At 61.4% G+C, this 25099-nt stretch carries 17 protein-coding genes and 2 pseudogenes; 10 read left to right on the top strand and 9 right to left on the bottom strand.

The annotated features are described in order from the left end of the window. The first annotated feature begins 26 nt into the window (after positions 1-26). The 3 genes from nirB to G3T16_RS10295 are packed head-to-tail and all read left to right on the top strand — an operon-like array spanning position 27 to position 5600. A complete protein-coding gene (gene nirB, locus G3T16_RS10305) occupies positions 27-2558 on the top strand; it encodes a nitrite reductase large subunit NirB (RefSeq protein WP_163495146.1) in 2532 nt (843 codons plus the stop codon). 25 nt (positions 2559-2583) lie between these two features. Then, positions 2584-2931 (top strand): nitrite reductase small subunit NirD, encoded by a 348-nt coding sequence (nirD, locus tag G3T16_RS10300; protein ID WP_163495145.1) that lies wholly within the window; start codon positions 2584-2586, stop codon positions 2929-2931. After that, positions 2928-5600 (top strand): nitrate reductase, encoded by a 2673-nt coding sequence (locus G3T16_RS10295; RefSeq protein ID WP_163495144.1) that lies wholly within the window; start codon positions 2928-2930, stop codon positions 5598-5600. The genes nirD and G3T16_RS10295 overlap by 4 nt, the downstream gene beginning before the upstream one ends. A gap of 3 nt (positions 5601-5603) precedes the next feature. Here the strand turns inward: G3T16_RS10295 and G3T16_RS10290 are convergent, their stop codons facing one another. The 3 genes from G3T16_RS10290 to G3T16_RS10280 are packed head-to-tail and all read right to left on the bottom strand — an operon-like array spanning position 5604 to position 11042. Further along, a complete protein-coding gene (locus G3T16_RS10290) occupies positions 5604-8774 on the bottom strand; it encodes an EAL domain-containing protein (protein WP_163495143.1) in 3171 nt (1056 codons plus the stop codon). Further along, entirely contained in the window at positions 8752-9195 is a 444-nt protein-coding gene (locus G3T16_RS10285; RefSeq protein WP_163495142.1) for a response regulator, read from the bottom strand. The genes G3T16_RS10290 and G3T16_RS10285 overlap by 23 nt, the downstream gene beginning before the upstream one ends. Beyond that, positions 9195-11042: a PAS domain S-box protein gene (locus G3T16_RS10280; RefSeq protein WP_163495141.1), complete on the bottom strand. Its 1848-nt coding sequence runs from the start codon at positions 11040-11042 to the stop codon at positions 9195-9197. The genes G3T16_RS10285 and G3T16_RS10280 overlap by 1 nt, the downstream gene beginning before the upstream one ends. Before the next feature lie 309 nt (positions 11043-11351). On the opposite strand from G3T16_RS10280, the gene G3T16_RS10275 reads away from it, so the two are divergent. Next, the gene (locus G3T16_RS10275) at positions 11352-11525 is read left to right on the top strand and encodes a YqaE/Pmp3 family membrane protein (RefSeq protein ID WP_163495140.1); all 174 of its coding nucleotides are present in this window, start codon (positions 11352-11354) and stop codon (positions 11523-11525) included. A 73-nt stretch (positions 11526-11598) separates the two neighbouring features. On the opposite strand, the gene parE is transcribed toward G3T16_RS10275, so the two are convergent. The 3 genes from parE to G3T16_RS10260 all read right to left on the bottom strand — a co-directional run bounded on the left by parE (position 11599) and on the right by G3T16_RS10260 (position 15013). Further along, positions 11599-13491, bottom strand: a complete 1893-nt coding sequence (gene parE, locus G3T16_RS10270; protein WP_163495139.1) for a DNA topoisomerase IV subunit B — start codon at positions 13489-13491, stop codon at positions 11599-11601. 145 nt (positions 13492-13636) lie between these two features. Beyond that, positions 13637-14476: a 3',5'-cyclic-AMP phosphodiesterase gene (gene cpdA / locus G3T16_RS10265; protein ID WP_163495138.1), complete on the bottom strand. Its 840-nt coding sequence runs from the start codon at positions 14474-14476 to the stop codon at positions 13637-13639. 21 nt (positions 14477-14497) lie between these two features. After that, on the bottom strand, positions 14498-15013 hold the full coding sequence (locus G3T16_RS10260) for a DUF1249 domain-containing protein (RefSeq protein ID WP_232059034.1): 516 nt from the start codon (positions 15011-15013) through the stop codon (positions 14498-14500). 143 nt (positions 15014-15156) lie between these two features. On the opposite strand from G3T16_RS10260, the gene G3T16_RS10255 reads away from it, so the two are divergent. Next, positions 15157-16584 (top strand): TolC family outer membrane protein, encoded by a 1428-nt coding sequence (locus tag G3T16_RS10255; RefSeq protein WP_163495137.1) that lies wholly within the window; start codon positions 15157-15159, stop codon positions 16582-16584. Between the two features lie 39 nt (positions 16585-16623). Further along, positions 16624-17229: a class I SAM-dependent methyltransferase gene (locus G3T16_RS10250; RefSeq protein ID WP_332102817.1), complete on the top strand. Its 606-nt coding sequence runs from the start codon at positions 16624-16626 to the stop codon at positions 17227-17229. Positions 17230-17244: 15 nt separating this feature from the next. Here the strand turns inward: G3T16_RS10250 and G3T16_RS10245 are convergent. The 3 genes and pseudogenes from G3T16_RS10245 to G3T16_RS10235 form a co-directional block, all read right to left on the bottom strand. Then, positions 17245-18317: pseudogene (locus G3T16_RS10245) on the bottom strand (prenyltransferase). Further along, on the bottom strand, positions 18314-19030 hold the full coding sequence (locus G3T16_RS10240; RefSeq protein ID WP_163495135.1) for a class I SAM-dependent methyltransferase: 717 nt from the start codon (positions 19028-19030) through the stop codon (positions 18314-18316). Before G3T16_RS10240 ends, G3T16_RS10245 begins: the two are co-directional and overlap by 4 nt. Continuing rightward, positions 19017-20294: a glycosyltransferase family 4 protein gene (locus tag G3T16_RS10235; protein ID WP_163497048.1), complete on the bottom strand. Its 1278-nt coding sequence runs from the start codon at positions 20292-20294 to the stop codon at positions 19017-19019. Before G3T16_RS10235 ends, G3T16_RS10240 begins: the two co-directional genes overlap by 14 nt. A gap of 242 nt (positions 20295-20536) precedes the next feature. On the opposite strand from G3T16_RS10235, the pseudogene rfbA reads away from it, so the two are divergent. The 4 genes and pseudogenes from rfbA (at position 20537) to G3T16_RS10215 (ending at position 24994) form a co-directional block, all read left to right on the top strand. Then, positions 20537-21441 (top strand): annotated as a pseudogene (gene rfbA / locus G3T16_RS10230) (glucose-1-phosphate thymidylyltransferase RfbA). Next, positions 21431-21979 (top strand): dTDP-4-dehydrorhamnose 3,5-epimerase, encoded by a 549-nt coding sequence (gene rfbC, locus G3T16_RS10225; protein WP_163495134.1) that lies wholly within the window; start codon positions 21431-21433, stop codon positions 21977-21979. Before rfbA ends, rfbC begins: the two are co-directional and overlap by 11 nt. Positions 21980-22265: 286 nt before the next feature. Then, positions 22266-23969: a cation:proton antiporter gene (locus G3T16_RS10220; protein ID WP_163495133.1), complete on the top strand. Its 1704-nt coding sequence runs from the start codon at positions 22266-22268 to the stop codon at positions 23967-23969. Positions 23970-24022: 53 nt separating this feature from the next. After that, entirely contained in the window at positions 24023-24994 is a 972-nt protein-coding gene (locus G3T16_RS10215; RefSeq protein ID WP_163495132.1) for a universal stress protein, read from the top strand. Positions 24995-25099 lie beyond the last annotated feature (105 nt).

Genomic DNA, 25099 nt, shown 5'->3' with positions numbered 1-25099 from the left:
GCGAAGAGACAGAGCGGAGAGCAGGCATGAGCAAACACAATATCGTCGTGATCGGCAACGGCATGGTCGGCCACCACTTCGTCGAGACCCTGGTCGGCAAACAGACCGGGCACAACATCACCGTGATTGGGGAAGAGCCGCGCCCGGCCTACGACCGCGTTCACCTGTCCGAGGTGTTTTCCGGCCGCGCCCCCGAAGAGCTCGCGCTGGCCACCCGCGAGACCTATCTCGGCTGGGGGGTGGCGGCCCACTTTGGCGACCCGGTCACCGCGATCGAACGTCAGAACAAGGTGGTCGTCACCCGGGGCGGGCGTCGTTTTCCCTACGACAAGCTGGTGCTCGCCACCGGCTCCTACCCCTTCGTGCCGCCGGTGCCCGGCTCCGATCACGAGCGCTGCCTGAGCTACCGCACCATTGACGACCTGGGCCGGATCCGCGCCGGCGCCAACGGCAGCCGCGTCGGCGTCGTGGTCGGCGGCGGCCTGCTGGGCCTGGAGTGTGCCAATGCACTGCGCAACCTGGGCCTGGAGACCCACGTGGTGGAATTCGCGCCGGGCCTGATGGGCGTGCAGCTGGACGAGGGCGGCTCACGCATGCTGCGGCGCAAGGTCGAGGCACTGGGCGTACAGGTGCACACCCGCAAAAATACCCGCCAGATCGTCCCCGGCGACAGCCATGCCCTGCGCATGGACTTTGCCGACGAGACCGCACTGGAAACCGACCTGATCGTATTCTCCGCCGGCATCCGGCCCCGCGATGAGCTGGCCCGCGCCGGCGAACTGACGGTGGGCGAACGCGGCGGCATCGTCATCGACTACAAGTGCAAGACCACGGATTCCGATATCTTCGCGATCGGCGAGTGCGCGCTGTTCGGTGGCCGGATCTACGGCCTGGTCGCCCCCGGCTATCGGATGGCAGAAGCGGTAGCCGAGCAACTGAGTGGAGCCGCCGGCCAGTTCCAGGGCGCCGACATGAGCACCAAGCTGAAGCTGCTGGGCGTGGATGTGGGCTCCATCGGCGACGCCCACGGCAACAGCGAGGGGGCCATCGCCTATGTGTTCAGCGACGAGCGCGCCGAACAATACAAGCGCCTGGTGACCAGCGCCGATGGCAAGCAGTTGTTAGGTGCGGTGCTGGTAGGCGATTGCGAGGACTACGACAGCCTGCTGCAGTACCACCTGAACGGCATCGAGTTGCCGCCGGCGCCGGAGGCCCTGATCGCGCCCAACACCGGCGAGCGGCCCACGCTGGGCGTAGCCGCACTGCCGGCCACCGCCACCGTGTGCTCCTGCCACAATGTGACCAAGGGCGATATCGTCGGCGCCATCGACGGTGGCTGCTGTTCGCTGGCGGAGATCAAGAGCGGTACCAGGGCCAGCACCGGCTGCGGCGGCTGCGCTGCCATGCTCAAGAATCTGGTGGACGACGAGTTGAGCGCCCGCGGGATCGCGGTGGACCGCAGTCTCTGCGAGCATTTCCCCTACACCCGCCAGGAGCTGTACCACCTGGTCCGGGTCGGAACGATCAAGACCTTCGCCGCGCTGCTGGCGCAGCATGGCCACGGCCGTGGCTGCGATATCTGCAAGCCGGCGGTGGCCTCCATCATGGCCTCGCTGTGGAACGAGCATGTACTGGAGCAACCTCATGTCGGGCTGCAGGACACCAACGACACCTTCCTGGCAAACATGCAGAAGGATGGCAGCTACTCGGTGGTGCCACGGATCCCCGGCGGTGAGATCACGCCGGAGAAACTGGTGGTGCTGGGGCGGGTGGCGCAGAAGTACGACCTGTACACCAAGATCACCGGCGGCCAGCGCATCGACCTGTTCGGCGCGCGCCAGCACCAGCTGCCGGAGATCTGGCGCGAACTGGTCGACGCCGGATTCGAGACCGGCCACGCCTACGGCAAGGCACTGCGCACCGTGAAGTCCTGTGTCGGCAGTAGCTGGTGCCGCTACGGGGTGCAGGACAGTGTCGCCATGGCGATCACCATCGAGAACCGCTACAAGGGCCTGCGCTCGCCCCACAAGCTCAAGTCGGCCGTATCCGGCTGTACCCGCGAGTGCGCCGAGGCCCAGTCCAAGGACTTCGGGGTGATCGCCACCGAGAACGGCTGGAACCTGTATGTCTGCGGCAATGGCGGCATGAAGCCGCGCCACGCCGACCTGTTCGCCACCGACCTGGACGACCAGACCCTGATTCGCTACATCGACCGCTTCCTGATGTTCTACATCCGCACCGCGGACCGGCTGCAGCGCACTTCAGTGTGGCTGGACAACCTCGAGGGCGGACTGGACTACCTGCGGCAGGTGGTGATCGAGGACAGTCTGGGCATCGCCGCGGAACTGGAGACGCAGATGGCAGCTATCGTCGGCACCTACCAGTGCGAGTGGAAGACCACCATCGAGGACCCGGCCAAGCTCAAGCGCTTCCGCGAGTTCGTCAACTCCGACGCCAGTGACAGCAATGTCGTGTTTGTGCGCGAACGCGGCCAGATTCGCCCGGCACGGCCGCAAGAGCGGGTCCGTCTCGTGACGGTAAACGAAAGACTGCGGTAGGTGCAGGATGATTGGGAGAACGGATATGGACACAGCAGTACAGTCGCGCTGGGAACAGGTCTGCACGCAGGCGGACCTGGTGCCGAATGCCGGTGTGTGCGCCCTGATAGCCGGCACCCAGGTGGCTATTTTCTTCCTGCCCGACGCCACGCCCCAACTCTATGCGCTTGCCAATCAGGACCCCTTTTCCGGCGCCAATGTACTGTCGCGGGGCATCGTCGGCGATCTGCAGGGCTCGCTGGTAGTGGCCTCGCCGGTCTACAAGCAACACTTTGATTTGCGCAGCGGCACCTGTCTGGAAGATCCCGAGGTACGGGTGCCGGTCTATGCAGTACGCCTGCAGGATGACAGCGTGCTGGTCGGGCGGGAATGACAAACTGCAATACCACCTGCCCCTATTGCGGCGTCGGCTGCGGAGTCAGCGCCGAAGTCGAAAACGACCGGGTAATCGCGATCAGCGGCGACCGCAGCCATCCCGCCAACTTCGGCCGGCTCTGCGTCAAGGGCAGCAGTCTCGCCGAAACCCTGGTTGAGGACGGCCGCCTGCTGCATCCGCTGCTGGGCGGCGAGCGGCTGGCCTGGGATCCTGCACTGGATCTGGTGGCGGATCAACTGCGCAGCACCGTGGCCCGCTACGGACCGGAATCCGTCGCCTTCTACCTGTCCGGCCAGTTGCTGACCGAGGACTACTACGTCGCCAACAAGCTGATGAAGGGTTTTCTTGGTAGCGCCAACGTGGACACAAACTCGCGGCTGTGCATGTCCTCGGCGGTGTCGGGCTACCAGCGCGCCTTCGGCGCCGACCATGTCCCCTGTTCCTATGAGGATCTGGAGCACTGCGACCTGCTGGTCATGGTGGGCTCCAATGCCGCCTGGACCCATCCAGTGTTGTACCAGCGCATTGCCGAATCAAAACAGCGCAACCCCGCCAAACGCATCGTGGTGATCGATCCGCGCCGCACCGCCAGTTGCGATCTCGCCGATCTGCACCTGGCGCCCCGCGCCGGCAGCGACGGCTTCCTGTTTGCCGGACTGCTCAACTACCTGCAGCGCCACGGCCTGGTCGACCGGGATTATGTCGCGGCTCACACCGAGGGCTTCGACGCCGCAGTGCAGCAAGCCGCGCCCCAGACCCCGGCGGCGGTGTCCCGGGCGAGCGGTTTGAGCGTCGACGAACTGGAGCAGTTCTACCGCCTGTTCGGCGAGTCGGACCGTGTGGTGACCTTCTACTCCCAGGGCATCAACCAGTCCGCTACGGGTACCGACAAGTGCAATGCCATCATCAACTGCCACCTGGCCACTGGCAAACTGGGCCGGCCCGGCTGCGGCCCGTTCTCGATCACCGGCCAACCCAATGCGATGGGCGGGCGCGAAGTGGGCGGCCTGGCGAACCAGCTCGCGGCACACATGAATTTCGACCGACACCTGGAGCTGGTGCGCCGCTTCTGGCAGGCGCCGGCAATGGCTTCCCGCCCCGGACACAAGGCGGTGGAGCTGTTCCAGGCCATGGATCGCGGCGAGATACGTTTCGTCTGGATAATGGCGACCAACCCGGCCGTCAGTCTGCCGGACACTGCCCAGGTACGACGGGCATTGCAGCGCTGCGAATTCGTCGTGGTTTCCGACTGTGTCCACGACACCGATACCGCGGCCTTTGCCGACCTGCTGCTGCCGGCCTGTGGCTGGGGAGAGAAGGACGGCACCGTGACCAATTCCGAACGCTGCATATCACGCCAGCGCGCGCTGGTGCCGCCGCTGGGCGAAGCCCGTCCCGACTGGTGGATGGTCACCCAGGTAGCCCGGCGGCTGGGTTTTGCGGACCAGTTTCCCTATGAAGGTGCGGCCGAAATCTTCAGCGAGCACGCGCGCTTGTCCGGGTTTGAAAACGACGGTCAGCGCGACTTCGACATCAGTGCACTGGCCGATCTCGACCGCGAGCAGTACGACCGGCTGGCCCCCAGCTACTGGCCCTGCCCGGCCGCGGGAGCCCCGGTCGGGCCGGCCCAGGGCCACTTTTTCACCCCGACCGGCAGGGCCCGCTTTGTCAGTGCGGCACCCGCCCTGCCCGAGCCCGCAAGCAGCGACCGTGCGCCCCTGCAACTCAATACCGGCCGCCTGCGCGACCAGTGGCACAGCATGACCCGCACGGGGCGGGTACCGAAGCTGATGCGCCACCGGGACTTTTTCAGTATCAGCCTGAATCCTGCGGACGCCGCGGCCTTGGGAATCGAAGCGGACAGCCTGGTGGCGGTGGAGAACAGCCGGGGCCGGCTCACCGCGCTGGCGCAGCTGGACTCCGGTCAACCCGCCGGGCAACTGTTCTGCCCCATCCACTGGAACGACCAGTTCGCTGGCGCGGCCTGCGTCAGTCAGCTGATACCCGCGCTCACCGATCCGGTATCCGGCCAACCCCAGTCCAAATACACAACGGTGGCGCTGCGGCCGCTGGCCACCACCAGCTGGGCGCTGCTGGTGTCGCGCAATCGCCTGCCGCCGCCACGGCTGCCCTACTGGTCCAGCCTGCGCCTGACCGGTGGCTACCTGACACTACTGGCCGACAACAGCAGCGAGGGTGGAACCGATACTGCGGCATACCGTCACCTGCTTGCCGCGGTGGCAAGGGAGACCGATGCCGAGCTGCAATATCATGATTCCGCTGGCGGGGATTTCCGCCTGATCGGAGTGCGCAAGCAGCGGGTGGAGTACGCCCTGTTTGCCAACCGGCGACGCGACCATCTGCCGGACCGCGACTGGCTGCAGAGTCTGCTGGCGCGCGAGCAGCCGCCTGACTACCGGCTGCTGCGCGGGGTCGACGCGGATGGTGAGACTACCGGGCCTACGATCTGCAGCTGCTGGGAAGTGGGGGAAAAGCAGATCAACCAGGCCATTGCAAACGGTGCGCGCTCGCTGGAATCCCTGGGTGCACAATTGCACTGCGGCACCGGCTGCGGATCCTGTGTGCCGGAGCTGAAGGCGCTGCTGCAAGCGGCGGCCGACAGCGACCAGGCGGTGCCGCTTGTCGCCCGAGCCGGACTCCAATGACCCTCAGCGCTCGAACCTGGCCCCTCGGCGCAGCAGCCCAAGCATCTCGAGTGCCGGTACCGGCTTGCTGAACAGGTAGCCCTGCATTTCGTCGCAGCCCATCCCGTGGAGAATATCCACCTGGTCCGTCGAATCCACACCTTCGGCCACTACCTTGAGTCTCATATTGTGGGCCATGGTGATGATGGTCGACACGATCATCATGTCGTCGGGGTGCTCAATCATCTTGACGATGAATGAACGGTCGATCTTGATCACATCGATGGGCAGACGCGCTATATAGCTTAGCGAGGAGTAGCCGGTACCGAAATCATCAATGGCGACCCCCAACCCCAGCTCGCGCAACTCGCGCAGCTTGACGAGGCTGTCTTCGACATCGCTCATGACCATGCTCTCGGTCAGCTCCAGGTCCAGCGTCAACCGGCTGCCACCCTGTTGTATCGCGCCCTTTACCTGCCTGACAAAGTCGGCTTGCCGCAATTGCAGCGCGGACACATTGACCGCAATTCCCGGTACCTCCACACCCTGTTCCTGCCAGCTGCGCAAATCCGCTGCAGCCCGCTCCAACACCCAGTGGCCCACGTCCAGAATCAGGCCCGTTTCCTCCAGTAGCGGGATGAACTGCAGCGGTGGTATCAGGCCCTCATCCGGGCTCTGCCAGCGTATCAGGGCCTCCATTCCGCTGATCACCCCCGTAACCAGATCCACCTTGGGCTGATAGTGCAGTAAGAACTCCTCATTGGCCAGGGCCCGCCGCAGCCGGTTCTCGAGACCCAGATTCTGCGCCACACTCTCGGACATGTTGCGGTCAAAGAACAGGTAGCGCTTGCCCTGGCTCTTCGCTTTCTTGAGCGCCATCTCGGCATTGAGAAACAGCGCTTCGGCATCGCGGCCATCCTCCGGATACAGGGAGATGCCAACTTTTGCCGAGACCCGCAGCTCTTCACCGTCCAGCAAGAATGGCTCTTCCAGACACTCCTTCAGCCTGCCTTCAATCAGTCGCGCGATTTCGCCGGCATGCTTGAGATCCGGCAACACCATCGCAAACTGGTCAGCTCCCGCGCGCGCCAATTGCACCGGTTCCGCCACGCAGACTCTCAGACGCTGGGCGAGTTCTCGTATCAGCGCGTCCCCGGCTTGCCGGCCCAGGGTGTCATTCACTGTCTTGAACCGGTCCAGGTCCACAATCAATACCGCCAGCCGTTCGCGCTCTCGTTCGGATGTCTTGATGAACTGTCCCAGCCGCTCATGGAACATCACCCGATTGGAAAGGCCGGTCAGGTTGTCGTAATAGGCCAGATAGCTCGCCTGCTCGGTCTTCTCTATATACTCAAGCGCAAAGGAAATATCATTGGCCAGCTCAGTCAGCAGGCTGCGTTCGTTCGCGTCAAAGAAATTGCGCTCCGTCGCATACAGCACAAATACGCCGACTACAGTGGCGTGCGTGAACAGGGGCAGTACCACCACAGAGTGATAGCCTCTCGCCAGTGCCAGCCGGCGCCAGGTTCCGCCACCGGATGCGGGAGTGATGTCATTGCAGTAAGTTGGCTTTGCCCGTTGGATTGCCTCCCTCAGGATACCCTGGCTGTCCTCGTCCTGCGCCTGGGCCGTCCGCAACATCCGGTCGGCCTCGTCTTCAACCGCCTTTGCAGCCTGCGCGCCAGGAGTCACTGCCTGCGTCTCCGAATCCAGCGTGCCGATCCATGCCATACCGAAACGTCCGTGCTCGACCACGATCCGGCAGGCTTCCTCAAACAAGGCCTGGCGATCATGTATCCGCACGATAGTGGAGTTGATCTGGCTGAGCACCGTGTGGATACGAGTGAGCCGGGCAAATTTTTCTTCGTTGATCTTGCGGCTGGTAATGTCCTCGGCAACGCCCGCGAACCGGTACACTTGACTTTCGGCATTGCGCACCGGAAAGCCGCGGTCATGTATCCAGCGTATCGATCCGTCTGGCCTGACCACGCGGTACTCGGTATCGTATACCGTCAGATCCGACAACAGCGGCGGTATTTTTTCCCGGTCGTCCGGGTGCACGGATTCTCTAAGCGAGGCGAGACTATTGCGGCCTTGCTGGCGTGGAAGTCCCCAGACCTGGTCATAGGCCGGACTGATATAAATATCCTCGCCGGTTTCGGTGGACACCAGCCAGAACACATCCCTGATATTTTCCGCCAGTTGCCGAAAACGTTCTTCCTGTTCTTTCAGGCTAAGGTACAGGCTGCCGTTCTCGTAGATCCTGCCCGCCTGGGCCGCAAGAATACCCAACAGGTTTTCGTCTTCCTCGCTGAACCCGCCGCCACCCAGGCGATCACACAGGCAGATCCAGCCATAGGTATGTGCCAGCGACATCACCGGCACCGCCAGCAACGAGTACGCCGCCGGATAGGTTGCCGGCAAACCCACCGTCAGCGGATCGCCTCCGGGGTTGGGCAGGCGGCGCGCCTTGCGCTGGCCGATAACATCGCCGAAGATTCCTGCCTGCATCGAGGGCAGGCTCAGCTTCTGTGCCACTTCCGGATCCAGGCCACTGCTGCTGAGATAGAGTGAGCCATCTCCGTTCTTGTCCCGTACCGCGAGCATGGCGGTGCCCGCGCCAATCAGCTCGCGTGCTATCCGGCACAGGCTGTCGAGCAGACGCCTTGGGTCCCGTTCCGATGCCAGTTGCAGATTGATATCGATCAGCGCCGCATAGCGCTGGCTGGCCACACCCAGATCGTCGGAAACCAGCTTGAGCTTGTCAGTCATCAAGCGCAGATGCCGGCGATCCAGCTCGTCTTTCTGCGGTAGCGAAGGCGTCACCACTTCGCCCAGTACACGGTCGACGGTGGCCAGTACGATCCCGGGCTCGGAGGGCTTGGTCAACACGTCGGAAACACCGCAACTGCGGGCGAGGCTCAATGCCTCGCGTTCATGATAGGTGGCGGTATAGAAGATTACCGGGGTGCGGGCAATATCGGGATCAGCGCGCAACTGCATGACGAACTCATAGCCGTCCATGGTCGGCATCAATACATCAGCGACCACCAGGTCCGGATGCCGGTCCCGGACCACGGTCAAAGCTTCGAGGCCATCTGCGGCTTCCAGCATGACATGATCGCGGTAGCCCAACAGTGTCACTAGAAACTCGCGGCTGTCGGCGTGATCATCAACTATCAGTATCGTGGCCACTCTCTTCGCATCCTGTGTCCGTGTGCGAACCGCTCTGTGTTCCGGTCTGCGGCCCCTGCGGGATAAATTCCCTCATCTGCTGCACAAAGGTTTCAGCGTCTATCGGCTTGGTGAAACAGCCATCAAATCCGGCTGCCATTACTTTCTGGCGATCGCCGGGCATCGCAAAGGCAGTGACGGCAATCACCGGAATCGCAGCCAGGTCCGGATTGTGCTTCAATTCGTGTATTACCTGATAACCGTCCATAACCGGCATCTGGATATCACAGATAATAACATCGGGCCGCTCCCGCGCAGCACAGTCGAGGCCTTCCCGCCCGTTTCTGGCAGTGGATACCCGATAGCCAAACGCCCCCAACAGGTAGACCATCAGATCCAGATTGTCGGCATGGTCCTCTATGACCAGAATTCGCCGGCCCATCAGCCGTTGTCCCGGATCCGCAGTGTGAATGTACTGCCCTGGCCGTAGCTGCTCTTGCAGCTTATGCTGCCACCGAGCAGCGCGGCCAGCTTCTGGCTCAAATGCAATCCCAGGCCGGAACCCTCCCGCTGGCGCCGGGTGTTAACGTCCAGCTGGGTGAAGGCCGAAAACAGATTCTCCTGGTCTTCGGGCTGGATGCCGACGCCAGTATCCACCACGTCTATCTGCAGCCCTGTCTCACCCTCTTCCTCCCAGCGACGGCAATAGATCTCTACGCTGCCCTGTTCCGTGAATTTGATCGCATTGTTGCTCAGGTTGAGCACAATCTGACTGAGCGCTCTCCGGTCCACCAAAAACACCAGCGGTGCCGTACCGGCGTGTGCCAGCAAACGCAGCCCTCTGGACTCGGCGCTGGGCCGTAGCGTGGCGATAACCTCCTCTATCACCTCGCGGCAATCCACAGATTCCAGTTGCAACTCCATCTTCCCGGCACCGATCTTGGCCAGATCCAGCAGATCATTGATCAGGGCCAGCAGATGTCTGGCACTGCGCTGCACTGTGGTGAGCTGCTTTTCCTGATCGACTGTCAATGGACCGGGCAACTTCATCAACAGGGTGCCGGTAAATCCGATGATTGCATTCAACGGGGTACGCAATTCATGGCTCATCGCTGCGAGGAAATTGTCCTTGGCATTGTTGGCCTGTTCCAGTTCGACGTTCTTTTCCTGCAGTTCCTGCTCGACACGCTTGCGATCCGTTATGTCGCGGATCGCGCTCGATACCAGCACTCCCTCTTCGGTCTCCAATGGGCTGAGACTGATCTCGATCGGGAACTCGGTGCCGTTCTTGCGCAGCCCGTACAACTCAAGGCCCACACCCATCGGGCGCACCCTGGGCTCCCTGAAAAAACGGTCACGGTGGCCAGGATGACTGGCGCGATAGCGTACCGGCAGCAACATCTCGACTTTCTGGGCCAGCATCTCGTCACGACTGTAGCCGAACAACTTTTCCGACTGCGAATTCACCAGCACGATTTCGCCCTCGCCGTTGACGATGATCATCGCATCCGGGGCCGACTCGAGCAGATCCCTGAACTTAGCATCCGCCTTCTTGCGCACCGTGATATCACGGATCGCACTCATTACCAGAATGCCTTCTTCGGTCTTGAGCGGGCTCAGGCTGATCTCCACCGGGAACTCTGTGCCGTTCTTGCGCAGCCCGTACAACTCAAGACCCGCACCCATGGAGCGGGTGCGCGGTTGTTCTAGGTAGCCAGAGCGGTGCCGAACGTGCTGACTACCATAGCGCTGTGGTAGCAGTATCTCGATCGGCTTGCCCAGTAATTCGGTCCGTTCCCAGCCAAAAACCTCTTCCGCCTGGCCATTGGCCAGTACAATACGGCCCGAGGTATTGACCATGATTATCGCGTCGGGAGTGGATTCCAGCAGATCGCGATAGCGTGCCTCCAGCAGCTTGGCATCGCGCCTGGCCTTGAGGTGGGTAACATCCTTCTTGTTGGTAACGAAATATAGCAGCTCGCCAAGGGGATCCTTGACCGCCCGCATCGAGATATTGATATAGACCAGCGAACCGTCCTTGCGCCGCCGGTAGGATTCATAGGTCGCGACATCCGTTCGCAATGCATCCCGATAGATGGCTTTTTCTTCTTCGATCAGATCGGGTGGAACAGTCAGCTCGTAAAGGGATCGCCCCAGCGCTTCCTCGCGCGTATAACCAAAGGTCTGCTCCGCGCCCTGGTTCCAGTGCAGAATCTCGCCGTCGGGAGAAGTGGCGATCAATGCATCCGGCGTCTCCTCTACCAGCCGCTCGTAGTAGTTGCTCGACATAGACACCGAAAACTCCACCCTCTCCCTGCCCCAAGAGTAGACCAGTGTCGGTCGATTTGCACCTCATGCTGACCGCGCCCGCACCGGAATCCCATCACCACAGGGCTGCGCAGCAGCTTCGGTTTCGATGATCGTATGCTACCGCGGACACTGCTCAAGCACCGCGACAATATCGATCGGCTCCGCGGCACTGCGTTCAGCCGCTGGGTGCGGGGATCCTGCCGCGCCGGATACCGTGCGAGAGCGTACAGACCCGCAATCATGCTGGCGCTAGGCTCTATTCAACACTCTTACTCCCGAGGAGCCATCATGGCCGTCACTGCCACCGATCCCATCAAGATTCTGTTTGCCATTTTGCTGCCCCCGCTGGGTGTGTTTCTGGAAGTGGGCCTGAAAGGGCATTTCTGGCTGAACATACTGCTTACCCTGCTGGGTTTTGTTCCCGGCATTATTCATGCCTTGTATGTGATACTTAAGCACTAGTATTCAGCCTGGCTCTGTTCAATTCGGTGACGCCTCCGCAGTCCCTGAGGCGCCACCTGAACGGGACACCGGCCTATATTACCGCTATGTCCGCCATATCCCCCTTGCTCTCCAACCAGGCCTTGCGGTCCGGCGCCCGCTTTTTCGCCAGTAGCATGTCAAGCATGCCGTTGGTGTCGTCGCCGGCATCCAGCACCAGCCGGACCAGCCGGCGGGTATCCGGGTCCATCGTGGTTTCACGCAGCTGCAGTGGGTTCATTTCCCCCAGGCCCTTGAAGCGCTGAACATTGATCTTGCCTTTTTTCTTCTCCGCCTCAATGCGGTCCAGCACCCCCTGCTTCTCGCTTTCGTCCAGCGCGTAGTAGACCTCCTTGCCGATGTCGATACGATACAGCGGAGGCATCGCGACATAGACATGCCCGGCCGCCACCAGCGGGCGGAAGTGACGCACAAAAAGCGCGCAGATCAGAGTCGCGATATGCAGGCCATCGGAGTCCGCGTCGGCCAGAATACACACCTTGTGGTAGCGCAGGCCGGAGAGATCCTCGCTGGCCGGATCCATGCCCAGCGCAATGGAGATATTGTGCACTTCCTGGGAGGCAAGGATCTCCTGGGAATCCACTTCCCAGGTGTTCAGGATCTTGCCGCGCAATGGCAGTATCGCCTGGAATTCACGGTTGCGCGCCTGTTTGGCAGAGCCCCCGGCGGAATCGCCTTCCACCAGAAACAGCTCACCGCGGGCCGGGTCCTCACCTGAACAGTCAGCCAGCTTGCCGGGCAGCGCGGGGCCCGCCGTCACTTTCTTGCGGGTCACCTTGCGCGCACTGCGCAGCCGGTTCTGGGCGCTGTTGATACAAAGCTCGGCGATACGCTCGGCTTCACCGGTATGCTGATTCAGCCAGAGACTGAAGGCATCCTTCGCAACGCCTGAAACAAAGGCTGCCGCCTCGCGCGAGGACAGCCGCTCCTTGGTCTGGCCGGAGAACTGGGGATCCTCCAGTTTCACCGACAATACATGGCAGCAGCGGTCCCAGATATCGTCCGGTGCCAGGCGCACGCCCCGCGGCAACAGGTTGCGCAATTCACAGAATTCGCGCATCGCGTCCAGCAGGCCGGTGCGCAGACCGTTGACATGAGTCCCACCCTGGGCGGTGGGAATCAGGTTGACGTAGGATTCGGCTATAACATCACCACCTTCAGGCAGCCACTGCAGGGCCCAGTCCACCGCCGCACTGCTGCCGCTGAAGCTGCCCACAAAGGGTTGCTCCGGTACGCAGGGGAAGTCGATGGTGGCGTCCATCAGATAGTCCGTGAGGCCGTCCTCGTAGTACCACTCGTCGGTCTCGTCCCTTTTTTCATCGCGGAAGGTCACCCGCAAGCCGGGGCACAGTACGGCCTTGGCGCGCAGCACATGTTGCAGCCGTGGCACCGAGAAGTTCACGGAGTCAAAATATTGCGGATCAGGAGTGAAGCAAATCGCGGTTCCGGTGTTGCGCTTGCCACAACTGTCGATCACCGCCAGCTCGCTGGTCTTCTCACCGCCGGCGAAGGTCATCCTGTGAACATTGCCGTCCCGGCGGATGGTGATTTCAAGCGCGTTGGACAGGGCATTGACCACGGACACACCGACCCCGTGCAGGCCACCGGAAAACTGGTAGCTCTTGTTGGAGAACTTGCCGCCGGCATGCAGGGTGCCGAGAATGACCTCCACCCCGGGTTTTCCCTGGCCGGGGTGCATGTCCACCGGCATGCCTCGGCCGTCGTCGCTCACGGTAATGGAGCCGTCCCGGTGCAGGATCACATCGATGCGGCTGGCATGGCCGGCGAGAGCCTCATCGACGCTATTGTCGATCACTTCCTGGGCCAGATGATTGGGCCGGGTGGTGTCGGTATACATGCCGGGACGCTTGCGGACCGGCTCCAGGCCGGTGAGGACTTCAATATCTTCGGAGGTGTATTGACTCATTACTGCGGGTGACTTCCCAAAAAATGGTGTTGAAAGGGCAGCAGACATTGTACATCAGGCAAAACGGGCTGCGACATTCGGTGCCAAAAAGCGGCGGTCCGCTGTCCACCCCGGGCCCGGCCTTCAGGACTTGTTCCAGAAGCGCCTACAGGTAGCCGCCCGACTCCAGATCGACCTCGAAATGCTGATCTTCCACTCGCGAGATGCCGCTGTCGATGCGGCCATCACTGTGCAGCTCCAGCCAGCGATAGCCCGGTGCCGCAGCATCGGCCTTGAAGTTGTCGCTGCCGGGCGCAAACTGGACACAGGTTGAGGGCGATGCCATCAGCCGACGCCCCTGCCACTCCCGATCCACCTGCTGGTGAATATGGCCCCACAGGATACCTCTCACCCGGGGATAGCCCGCCAATGTGGCAAAGAACTCGTCAGCATCAGCCACCATCTGCCGATCCAGCCAGCGAGAGCCAATAGCGACGGGCTGGTGGTGCAGACAGACCAGGCTGTACAGTCCCGCCGCCGCTCCCTCATCCAGCGCCGCGCGCAGCAGGGCCAGCTGGCCCGGACCCAGCCTGCCACCCACCCGTCCCGGGATCTGCGAGTCCAGCAGCACCAGCTGCCAGGCACCGATACGGATATCATTGGAGAGCAACACACCGGCGTCGTCCACAAGTGCCATCAGGCTGCGGTCGTCGTGGTTGCCGGGCAGCCAGAACTGTTGTCCGCAGAGCTGGGCGAAGTAGGATTTGAGGCGCCGGTAGGCCTCCAGCGAACCGTGATTGGACATGTCACCGGTCCCCAGCAGGGCATCCACCTGCGGCCGCTCCCGGGCGGCCTGACTGATCACAGCCTGCAGGGAGTGATCGGTATCCATGCCCAGCAGCTTGCCGCCGAACTCCCGCTCCAGGTGGGTATCGGTGAGCTGCAGCAGGTGCACAGTGTCACCGCTGGCTCCGGCATGATGGCGCAGATGGCGAAACTCACTCATGGCAGCGCTGCCGGAGCGGCCTCAGAACGATGAACGGCTGAATCCAGCCGGAATGGAGGCACGGCCATTGGCCCGGCAATGTTCCAGCCAGTCGGCCAGGAACTGGTTTTGTTGCAGCTTCTCGTCCTGCTGGAACATCCGGCTGTTGGGATAATGGTAGCGCGCCTGTATCTGCCGGTGCGACTGAAATGCGCCCACTTCCAGCATCCCGGCATCGTGGTAGGCCCGCACATCCACCACCAGGTGGCCGAGCCAGCGATCCTCGGCGTGGCTCTGGTGCAGGCGGAAGAAGGTCGTGTAGCGACTGCGCTCCAACACCTCCAGCCTGACCTTTGCAGTACCCACAGAAAATTCGCGTGTATTGCCCTGTTCATAGTCCGGAAACAGACGCAACAGGCGAACATAGTTCGCCTCACACAGCGCGTGCAGGCGCACCAGGTCTATCTTGAACGGTTGTTTGTTTACCCGCTGCACCACTGTTCCCCGTCTTTCCTGAATAAAATCCGGTGCCTGGGCGACAATTGCGGCCCAGGGCACCAGCGAATCTGGAGTGTAGCACTTACGATGACAGAAACCGCCGCAATTTACACCTTTTCCCCGGAGCTTTGGGCATGCGCGAAAAGGCACAGGCTGCTAAACTCCCAGACCCTGAAGATGGATGAACCACGGAGGAAGGGTTGATGAGAAGGATCGCAGGCGCAGTACTGGCGCTGACACTTGCGCTGGTCGCATTGTCCGCCCGCGCAGAATCCCTGAGAGACATTTACGAACAGGCGCTGGCCAATGACGCCCAACTCAAGGCAGACGAAGCCCAGTACCGCGCCAACCTGGAAACCGAACGCTTGCAGCGCTCCGGCCTGCTGCCACAGCTGGAGGCCAACTACGACTATACCGAAACCGACCAGACAGTGGTTGGCGAGAGTTTTACCTTCGGAGATGACGCTGGCGGTGGCGACGGTGTCACGACACTGGAGACCCACACCGATACCGATACCACCGAAAAGGGCTACCAGATCACACTGAGCCAGCCCCTGTTCGACCTGCCTGCCTGGTTCAGTTTCCAGTCCGGCAAGGAGTTCACCAAACAGGCGGAGGCGACCTTCGCCGCCAATCAGCAGGACCTGATCCTGCGGGTAGTGGAAGCCTATCTGGCGGTACTGCGGGCGCAGGACAATCTGGAGGCATCACGTGCCCAGGAGCGCGCCTTCAATCGCCAGCTGGAGCAGACACAGCAGCGCTTCGAGGTGGGCCTGATCGCTGTCACCGACGTCTACGAAGCGCAGGCCGCACGCGACCTGGCCGAAGTCAATCGCATCACCGATGAGAACAATGTGTCAGTCGCACTGGAGCGGCTGTCAGTGCTGACCGGCAAGGATCACGGCAGCGTCCACCTGCTCAAGGAAGACTTCAGCGCGCAGCTGCCGCAGCCTGCTGACCGCGCCGCCTGGGTCGATTTTGCGCTGGAGAACAACTTCAATCTGCAGGCAGCACGGCACGCAGAAGAGGTCGCCAGGCAGACCGCCAGGGCCAACAAAATGGAACATGCTCCCCGCATCACCGGGACCTACAACTACAATGACTACGACACCGACGGCACCCTGACGCGCAGACCGACAACCGGCTTCGACACCTCCCCGAACCAGGAACTGGAGGACAGCAGCTGGCGGATCAGGCTTCATATCCCGCTCTACAGCGGCGGGGCCGTAAGCTCGAATCGCCGGCGCGCGGCCGAGGAATTCAATGTCGCCCGGGAAAACCGCATCAACCTGACCCGCAATACGATCACCGATGCCCGCTCGCTGCACATGACCGTCGTCAGTGATGTTTCCCGGGTAGCTGCCCGGGCCCAGGCCATTGTCTCTTCCAGGAGCGCGCTGGATGCCACCCAGGCCGGATATGAAGTCGGCACCCGCAACGTGGTCGATGTGTTGAACGCGCAAAATACCCTGTTCGCGGCCCAACGGGATTACGCCAACAGCCGCTATGACTATATTATCAACTCACTGCGCCTGAAAGAGGCTGCCGGCCTGCTGAGTCCCGAGGACGTCTACGACCTCAATGAGGCGCTGCAGGAGCCGCCGCCACCCACCGCCACCGGCACGCCCTGAGCGCGCCCCCGGGCGGGCTGGCACGGCATGATCCCCGGTTTGCCCCCCCAATTCGAACTGATCAAGGGCTTTCTGGATCCCGCCGAGGCGCAGACCCTGTACCGCTGGGCCCTCGCTGCCTGCCGCCACGGGCCGGTACTGGAGATCGGCAGCTACTGTGGCAAGTCCACCATCTGTCTGGGCCTGGCCGCCCGCGAGTACAACAGCACCGTCTTTGCCCTGGATCATCATCGCGGCTCCGAGGAGCACCAGTCCGGGGAAATCTTTCACGACCCCGAACTCTATGACGACGAGCTGGGTTCAATGGACAGCTTTCGCGAGTTCCGCCGCAATATCGCCAACGCCGGCCTGAATGAGGTAGTGGTACCTATCGTCGCCAGTTCGACAGCGGCGGCCCGTCACTGGCATACGCCTCTGGCCATGCTGTTCATCGACGGCGGCCACAGCCTGGACACCGCGCTGGACGATTACCGCAGCTGGTCAGGACATATACAGCGCGATGGCATTCTGGCCATTCACGATGTCTACGCCGATGCCGGGGAGGGCGGCCAGGCGCCGCGGGCAATCTACAGACTGGCGTTACAGTCAGGGCTGTTCACACTGATCGGGCAGGTGGGCAGCCTGGCGGGGCTGCGACGGCTGTAGCGCAGTCCCGCCGCGTCACTGGTCCTGAAGACGACGCTGGAAGGTGCTGCTGCCGTCCAGCAATTGCACCCTGGTAAACAGCTCGGCAGCACCGGTATGTCCGGTCAGGGCATCCGCGGCCAACAGAATTGCAGCGGCTGTCCAGGTCGGCTTCTCCTCGGGCCACAGCAGGTCCTCCACAAACTGGTAGCCGGTCCAATAAGCCCCGTCCTCGCTGCGCCACTGGTGCAGCCAGCTGTAGAGTTCCACCGCCCTGGCGTGATCGCCCGCCGCCAGCAGCGCCATTGCCAATTCGCAGGATTCGGCCACAGTCACCCAGGGCTCATCGGCTACACAGCGACAGCCCAGCCCCTGCTGCACGAATTCGCCCCAGCGGGCCGCCAGCCTGGCGCGCGCCGGAGCCGCGCTGTACACCCCGGCCAGCACCGGATAGAACCAGTCCATTGAAAAGCGCGCCTTGCTCTCCCAACTGCGGTCGAAACGCCCGGGACGTGAGCGCAGCGCCACACCGAGCTCCGCCCTCGCCTGCGACCAGGCGGGGCGGGGCTCTCCCATGCACACCGCGATATTGCAGGCGCACTCCAGGCTCTTGAAAATTGAGCTGCAGCCGGTCACCAGGGCATCGCCCATGGACTCGCCACGGGCATCCACGGCCCAGTCGATCTCGCCCTGCGGCCCCTGCAGGCGCAGCACGAAGCCCACCGCCCGCTGCACCACCGGCCACATCTCGCGCAGGAATTGGAGGTCGCCGGTGACCAGGAAATGGTGCCATACACCGGTGGCCACATAGGCCACAAAGTTGCTTTCACGGCGCTGATTGTTGTTCACCGTGTCACCGCGATAGGAGGCCCACCAACTGCCGTCCTCCAGCTGCAATCGAGCCAGCCAGCGATAGGCCCGCGCTGCTGCGGCATGCTCACCGCCGGTCGACAGGCCCATGGCTGCCTCGACATGGTCCCAGGGGTCTGTGTAGCCCCCTCGAACCAGGGAATCTCGCCGCTCGGGCGCTGGGTCGCCAGCAGGAAATCGACCGTGGCACGCAGAAATTCCTGTGGAAACAGGCCGCGACCCAGGTACAGGCCGCTCACGCGCAACTCTCCTTGCTGAAATAGGCGACCACACTTTTACCCAGCAGCGGATTCAGCCAGCGCTCCAGGGTCCTGGTCAGCAGCGGCCGGCGCATCATGTCCCAGACCAGCAATCGATGGTAATACCGGACCAGGGGATTGCGCTGACGATTGCGCCAGAACAGGCATTGCAACCACCAGTAGGGACTGTGCAGAGCATGGGCGCCGTGTCGGTGATAACAGAAGAAGCCCAGGCGCTCGATTTCAGTCCACAGGCGCCGCTCATGGAATATTCGCACATGCCCCCCTGGCACCAGGTGATACTCCTCGCTGAGGGCCCAGCACAGGCGTTCGGGCCAGCGGCGCGGCACACTGACACACAATGTGCCCGCGGGCTTCAGCACCCGCCGTATCTCCAGCAACACACCGTGATAATCATCAATATGCTCCAGCACCTCGGAACAGATTACCCGGTCGAAACTGGCATCGGCAAACGGCAGCGCCAGTGCCGATGCCGCGGCGAGATCGAATCGCTTGCGGGGATTGTCCGGCTCGGCAAATTCCCGGAAGCGGTCGCGGGTGGTCAGCAGGTCCTGACAGGCCAGGTCCACCCCGACAGCGTGTACATCGGCAACGGCATAGGCAGCGATGGCATGGCGCCCCTCACCGCAACCCAGATCCAGCACCCGATCGTCCGACCGCAGCGGCAAGTGCATAAAATCAACAGTCTGCATCGGCAATGACCTTGCGATAGCAGGCTTCCATGGCCTGCGCGCAAACCCGCCAGTTGAAATGCTCGAGAATGCGCCTGCGGCCGGTGACAGCGAGCCGGGCGCGGCGGGCCGGGTCCTCCAGCAAGGCCGCGACAGCCCCGGCCAGGGCCTCGGCATCGCGTGTCGGCACGATGACGCCGGCATCCCCGACGACCTCCGGCAAGGCTCCGCCATTCGTGGATACCACCGGTACCCCACAGGCCATGGCTTCGCCGGCGGGCAGGCCAAACCCTTCATAGACCGAGGGCACCACCGCGATGCAGGCCTCCGCATAGTAGCGGACCATCTCTGCGGTACTGATGCCGCTGACAAAGCGGACACTTCCGGCGATCCCCAGGCGCGCGATCAGTCGCTCGGTCTTGCCGCCGGGTTGAAGCCTGCCGACCACCAACAATTCCAGATCCGGATAGTGCCGCAGCAGCGAGGCATGGGCCAGCAGCAGGTAGCGCAAGCCTTTGAGGGGCGCGTCCGCCGAGGCGGTCGCCATCAACCGGTACGGTTTGCGGACCACCGCGGGTAGGGGGCGAAATTCCTCGGTATCGATGCCGTTGTGCACCAGCTCGATGCCCGCCGGCTGCAGGCCGAAATCGCGGGCGATATCCTGGCGCGAGCAGTCCGAGACCGTCACCACATGCCGCAACTGTTTGATCACCGTTTTTTGCATCCGCAGAAAAGAGTGCCAGCGCCGGATCATCAGACGCTGTTGCCATGACCGCGCCGAGCCCAGCGCAATGCGCAGATCATTGGTGATGGGGTGGTGCACCGTCGTGAGCAGGGGCAGGCCCATCCGCTGCAATTGCAGCATGCCATGGCTGAGACTCTGGTTGTCGTGGATAACATCATAGTCATGCCGATAGCGGCGCAGATATTTCACCGCCCGCCGGCCAAACGTATAGGGTTCAGCAAAACCGCCCGTCAGTTTGCTGCCCCATTCGATGAGATTACCCAGCGAGCTGAGGTGATGCACTCGCAGCGACCGCAGACCATTTTCGTACAGATCCAGGCTTGGCAGCCGGACCAACCGCACTCGGGCGTCCAGGACCGGGTAGGGCGGCCCGGAAATGACATCGACACGATGCCCGGCCTCGACCAGGGCTTTGCTGAGATAATTCAGATAGACGCCCTGGCCGCCGGAATGCGGATTGCTGCGATAACCCAGCAGCGCAATGCGCAGGGGCGGGTCGGCCAACGGGACCGGGACAGGCGGCGACGCCTCGGCGCGCAGCTGGACCCGCGACTCACGGCCTACTGTATCAAGATACCTTATGACGGTGTCCCCTTGAACGTCAACCTCGGGAAACAGGGCCGGGGCTGCGCTGCGACCGGCTGGCACAGCGCTTGCCAGGATTCTAGCAGTCAATATGCCAGAAAAGCCAGTATGACGGAATCATTCTGAAACCGCTCCCGCTGACCGCCAGTTCACGTATAATCGCCTCATTTACCCACTCTGTTGGCCAGGAGTAGCAGATGACGGCAACCAGCTACAAAGGCATTATTCTCGCCGGCGGGTCCGGAACCCGCCTCCACCCGTTGACCAGCACAGTCAGCAAGCAGTTGATGCCGGTGTACGACAAGCCGATGATCTACTACCCTCTGGCGACGCTCATGCTGGCGGGTATCCGCGACATCCTGGTTATTACCACCCCCGCGACCAGGCCGCGTTCACCGAGCTGCTCGGAGACGGCGGACGCTGGGGCCTCAACATAAACTATGCAGTTCAGCCAAGTCCCGACGGCCTGGCTCAGGCCTTCCTGCTGGGGGAGGCGTTCATCGGCAGCTCACCCGCAGCGCTGGTACTGGGTGACAACATATTCTATGGCGGCGGTTTCACCGCCAGTTTGCGCAAGGCGGCGCAGCGGCAGCAGGGTGCCTCTGTGTTCGCCTATTATGTACAGGATCCCGAGCGCTATGGCGTGGTCAGTTTCGACAGCAGCGGTGTAGCCAGCGACATCGAGGAAAAGCCGGCCAGGCCCAAATCCCGCTATGCCGTCACCGGTCTGTATTTCTACGACAACGATGTCATCGATATCGCCAGACACATCCGTCCCTCCCATCGGGGCGAACTGGAGATCACTGACGTCAACAAGGCCTATCTGCAGCGCGGTGACCTGCATGTGGAAGTCATGAGCCGCGGCACCGCCTGGCTGGACACCGGCACCCACAACTCGCTGCTCGATGCCGCCAATTTCATCCGCGTAGTGGAGGAGCGCCAGGGCCTTAAGATCGCCTGTCCCGAGGAAGTCGCCTACCGCATGGGCTACATCGACGCCGAACAATTGCTGGCGCTGGCCGCGCCGCTGGAGAAGAGCGGTTACGGGCTGTACCTGAAGCAACTACTGGAGCAAGACGGAGTTCTCGGTCATGATATTTGAAAACACGCCACTGACGGGAGTGTTCCTGTTACAGCCCCGTGTATTTGGCGACGAGCGCGGGTTTTTCCTGGAGAGCTGGAATGAACAGACCTTTCGCGACGCCGGTTTCGACCTGAACTTCGTCCAGGACAATCACAGCCGTTCGGCCCAGGGCATACTGCGGGGCATGCACTACCAGACTGAAAAGCCCCAAGGCAAGCTGGTGCGGGTAACTGCCGGCGCAGTGTTCGATGCGGTGGTCGATCTGCGCCGCGACTCACCCACCCTGGGGCAATGGTACGGCGTGGAACTGAACGCGGTCGACCACCGGATGCTGTGGATACCGCCGGGTTTCGCTCACGGCTTTTACGTGCTGTCTGACTATGCCGACTTCCAGTACAAGTGCACCGACTATTATCATCCGGCCAGCGAGATATCCCTCGCCTGGGACGACCCCGCGGTGGGGATCGAGTGGCCGCTGCTCGCGGGAACCCGCCCCAGGCTGTCGGCCAAGGACGAGGCCGGCCTGCCGTGGGAGGGCGTGCCGCTGATAGGCTAGTCCGACTATGGCTTGTTTGGGCGCGTCGAGAATAACGGCTGTCTGTGCTTGCCGCGTCCTTGAGATGCCAATGGCAATTCATACCTTTTTATTTCGGGGACCAGGACCCTGGAAACCTTTTTATTCGACAAAGTAGAGCATCCCGGATGGATTTTTTCTAGGAATAGAGAGGGTTACAGATGCACGGCAATCACTGGTCGAGCCGAAAAGGTATACCTTCTAAGAATTGTTATGAGGTCGGCAGACCTCTTTAACAGGCTGTTAGGCTTTCACGGTAACGTTAACTATGATGGACCATCTCGAACAGATCCTCTTGCTCTTGACCTTGGCGATAGCCGTCGTGGTTACATTTCAGCGGCTACATGTCCCGACCAGTCTGGGGTATCTACTGGTGGGCGTGATCGTCGGGCCACACACGCTGGGTCCAATAGTCTCGATACCGGAATTACAAACGCTCGCCGAATTCGGTGTTGTCTTCTTGCTGTTTACGATTGGGCTTAATTTTTCCCTGCCGCAATTGCAAGTGTTACGGCATCACGTTTTTGGTTTGGGGACAGGGCAGGTCGTCTTTACCACCTTGCTCGTTGGCATCATAGTGTGGCTTACGGGACTTTCTATCGCGGTTGCGTTCGTGTTCGGCGCAGTGTTCGCCCAATCGTCGACCACGATCATTGCGAGCCTCCTGAACGAGCGCGGCGAGGAGAACACCCAGCACGGCCGTCTTGGTCTGGCGATGTCGGTATTTCAGGACGTCACCGCCGTTCCTTTTCTTGTGATCATCCCAGTGCTGGGCACGTCCGTCGCTGCGGGTGTACTGGCCGAAACTCTGGGTTGGGCACTTGCCAAAGCCGTATTCGCGGTCGCGTTGGTGTTCATTGTCGGACGCTGGTTGCTGCGCCCACTGCTCCATCTTATTTCAAAGCGTCGGTCGCTTGAGATATTCACGCTCGCCGTACTTCTGCTCGCCCTGCTCGCGGCATGGAGCACAAGCAGCCTCGGATTATCCCTGGCATTCGGGGGATTTCTCGCCGGAATGATGCTGGGAGAAACGGAGTTCCGACATCAGGTGGAGTCGAGCATACGCCCGTTCCGTGATGTCCTGCTTGGTTTGTTCTTTATCGGCATCGGCATGCGCTTCGACCCAACCGCGATATTTCCGATTTGGCACTGGGCTCTACTAGGCGCGCTAGTCATTCTGGGGAGTAAGACGCTGATTGTCGCCGCAATGGTGCGCAAGACCGGGGTTGATATCCTGGTGGCATTGCGTACAGGCTTGTTATTGAGCGTGGGTGGTGAATTCGGCTTGGCCCTCATTGCCATCGCGTTGGATGCCAACGTACTCGAAATGCAACTAGGGCAGATTGCGATAACCTCGGTGTTGCTCTCGATGATAGTCGGTGCCGTTCTGATCCACTTTAGTGGTGCCATTGCGTCCTGGCTGGTCCGTACCCCGCCTGTTGAGACGCCAGACAGACCCGAGTTACTCGATAAGCCTCAAAAACAGGTTGTGATTGGTGGTTATGGGCGCGTCGGCCATGCCATCGCTGTACTACTGCATTCAAGCGGCATTCCGTTTGTGGCTTTTGATACCGACGCGAAACAGGTCGCGCAGGGAAGAAGAGATGGTCATTCTGTTTATTTTGGTGATATCTCGGATCCGGCATTGCTGGCCGCCATTCATGTAGAGCGCGCCTCACTGATTGTCATTACCGCCGATGGCAGCACCACGGCATTGAGAGCGCTTTCGTATTTACGCAGGTCTTGTCCGCAGGTTCCGGTCGTCGCGCGGGCACGGGATCTCGAAACGAGTGCGCAGCTACTTGCAGCCGGCGCGGTTCATGCCTTTCCGGAAACCATCGAGGCGAGCTTGCGCCTTGGCGCAACAGCGCTGGAGATACTTGAGGTGCCCTCTGCAGATATTGACCAAGTAATCCAGGGCGTTCGGGACTGGGGGTACAAGCCCGTACTTGAAAATGAGCGTGAACAGTAAAAAGGTAGCCATCGACAGGTGTGTTGATGGCGCACGTAGATAGGGTGAACGTTATGAATCAGTTCAAGAATATTCTATATGTTGCACAGGATGCCATTGCGCACGAGCAAGAACTCGCGCGGGCAGTTTCGCTGGCGGAGAGCAGTCAGGCAGATTTGACGGTCGTCGATGTGGTGCCGGTCATCTCGGCAGGGATTAGCATGCCACCCGGCGGCCCGATCTCCACGCAATTACAATCAGATGCGGTGAGTAGGCGCCGCGCGGAGCTGGAGTCCCTGGTCACGCCCTACCAGCGACACGGGCGTATCCAGGTCGAGGTTCTTGTTGGTCAAATGTTTCTGGAAGTCATCCGTGCCGTTTCGCGCAACAAGTATGACTTGCTGATAAAGCCTGCTGAGAACCCTGGGTTCATCGAACGGTTATTTGGCAGCGGCGACATGCATATACTCCGCAAGTGCCCCTGTCCGGTATGGTTGACACGTCCGGATGACAAACCGAATTACAAGCGCATTCTGGCGGCCGTCGACTTCAACCTGGACAACCTGCCCGACACAGTACAGCAGAGCCTTAATCAACAGATTCTTGAACTTGCCAGTTCGCTCGCGTTGTCTGATTTGGCGTCTTTGCATTTGGTTCACGTCTGGGATGCCCCGGCCGAAATGACAGTGCGGTCATGGGCCGACAATCCTGATGAAGCCGGCATGGCATACGTGGAAAGTGAACGTTCCCGTCATGAAAGTGCCTTCAATCGCCTTCGAGATCAGCTAAGAGACCAAATAGGCAAAGAGGCTTACGATTATCTTTTGCCTCAATTTAATTTGCGTCGCGGCGCGGCCTCCACGGTCATACCGGAAATGGCAAAGCAGTTGCAAACCGATCTGGTGGTGATGGGAACAGTGGCCCGGACAGGCATCGCTGGATTGTTCATCGGCAACACTGCAGAAACGATTCTCGAACAATTGCAATGTTCCGTGCTCGCTGTCAAACCTCCTGGGTTCGTCACCCCGATAAAGCTTTCTGAGTAGCAGATGCCCAAACTGGTGGGACGTAGGATGACTTTATTGAGGGGCACGAAAGCCCAACAATCGCATGCACGCGGACATCAAAAAGCGCCGCTCGTTCCTCGCTCC

This window comes from Kineobactrum salinum, assembly GCF_010669285.1.
GTDB lineage: Bacteria > Pseudomonadota > Gammaproteobacteria > Pseudomonadales > Halieaceae > Kineobactrum > Kineobactrum salinum.
This window is presented reverse-complemented; position numbering and strand designations above follow the sequence as displayed.